The organism is Moorena sp. SIO3B2, from assembly GCF_010692525.1.
Taxonomy (GTDB): Bacteria; Cyanobacteriota; Cyanobacteriia; order Cyanobacteriales; family Coleofasciculaceae; genus Moorena; species Moorena producens.
Map to the genome: position 1 here is coordinate 1 of NZ_JAAHHE010000739.1, position 1,988 is coordinate 1,988.

General features: G+C 38.5%; 1 protein-coding gene. It reads left to right on the forward strand.

The features are described from left to right. Positions 1–759: 759 nt before the first annotated feature. Complete coding sequence (locus tag F6K38_RS40465) at positions 760–1,878, forward strand: fatty acid desaturase (RefSeq protein WP_287296775.1); 1,119 nt, start codon at positions 760–762, stop codon at positions 1,876–1,878. Positions 1,879–1,988: the final 110 nt, after the last annotated feature.

Genomic DNA, 1,988 nt, shown 5'->3' on the forward strand with positions numbered 1-1,988 from the left:
TTTGATTTATCTAAGAGCGTGCTTTTACAATTCAAAGTAGTTCAGTAAGCAGAACTAGTTAGATTTGGTGATTTGGTAAGCCCATTAAAGCTCTTTATCTGAAGGTTTTTAAGCGTTTATGAAGCACTTACCTTGGTTATTTTACCCAGCAACCTGGCTGATCGCCGCCAAAATTTCGGCATTGTCGATTTTTCAAAGACTGTATGCAATACAGAAAAGCCTTGATTTATCTAAGAGCGTGCTTTTACAATTCAAAGTAGTTCAGCAAGCAGAACTAGTTAGATATGATAAGCCCATTAAAGCTCTTTATCTGAAGGTTTTTAAGCGTTTATGAAGCATTTACCTTGGTTATTTTACCCGCCAACCTGGCTGAACGCCGCCAAAATTTCGGCAACTACGTAATTTTTGATAGTTAGACCGATAAGTATATAGATACTTAAAAATAAGCTAGTAACACTCATAATTTAGCAGGTAGTGCATTAGCTGAATGATGAGTGCTTATAGCCTTAATAAGTCCTGAAATTATACACTTACCCGAGGGGAAACGCATCTTGTTTTTAAATGCCTACTAGATAGAAGATTTATACAATACGATAAGTATTTTTGGTAATTAATTTTTAAATCTTTTATGAGTAAGGCTTCTAGAATTTAGATGGAGTTGCCCTGACACTTACCCTACTCGTAAGTGTAGGAGCGTCACGCTAAATAGCACTCAAGTTTCTTAAAACTTAACATACTCAGTACGGAAGAACTATAAATATGACCATACCTACAACCAATATAAAGGTAACCGCAAGCTACATAGAGCTAGAGAAAATTCCTGACTTGAAGTTCTATGTTAACCACCGCAATCACTGGATAAGCTATGTAGCTATAGCTTACGTATTAGTTGGCTATGGACTTTCACTATTTTGTATTACAACAAATATCTGGTGGTTGAATCTGCTGGGAGTCCTCTTACTAATACACAATCTAACGTGGGCTGCCTTATTCCTCCACGAATTTTTTCACCATAATATTTTCTCCTCTCATCGTCTGAACGTGGTGTTTGGTGAAATCATGCTTTTTCTCACCGGCTCTTGCTATAGCGTTTTCTCAAATGTAGCTCGTCACCATATCGCTCACCATGTACGTCGAGCTGACTTTTCTCCATTTCATCCCTTTTCCATGTCTGATTTTCTACAGTCCCTACCGAAGCCTGTGCAGAGGCTGGTTGTTCTCCTAGAATGGCTATGCATTCCAGCAGTTAATCTCCTCTTTCGCTGGATGATTGCCCTATCGCCTTTCCTCGGTCAAAATCGCCGGGACGAACGCCTTCGTAATGCCTTGCTTTTGCTGCTGCGAGGGAGCCTATTTACAGCTTTAGCGATATATTCTCCCCGTGGAATTATTTGCTATTTCATCGCCTATATTAGTTTTCTTAACATCATACAATTTTTGGAGTGTTTTCAGCACACTTATTCGGTTTTTCACATAGATGGAAAGGTACCAAAACATAGTCAAAAATATGACGAAAATAATACCTATTCTCTGGTTTTGTCACCGCGCTGGTCTTGGCTAAGCTCATTAATATTTCTAAACAATAACTATCACAACGCCCATCATCGATTAATGAGCTGTCCCTGGTATTTACTCCCCAGATTGGATGATGAACTGTACTCAAGAAGTTATCAGCAGTATATTGGCGTGTCAAAACTGCTGAAAAACTACTTTCGCTATCGCATTCATCGTCTGTTTCAAGGTCAAGGAACTGTAGATAAAACTGAAAAAGGTCTTGATATTGAAAAATTTGCGGGTGCAACTGGTATGTCTTTTATGCTTCAGCGCAAGCCATTCGATTGGCTCAAGCTATCGTCCTCGGTATCTTCAAACAACTGATAACGTAATTGACATCAAACTAACGTTTTTTAGCTAATAGGAGACTAATGAAATGATTGTGAATGAATTGGAAAAACTTATTAACACCGAAAGGGATATTGAATGGGGCA

What these genes read in the sequence shown, in the direction of transcription:
- F6K38_RS40465 (WP_287296775.1), top strand. Translation starts at nt 760, where the DNA reads ATGACCATACCTACAACCAATATAAAGGTAACCGCAAGCTACATAGAG.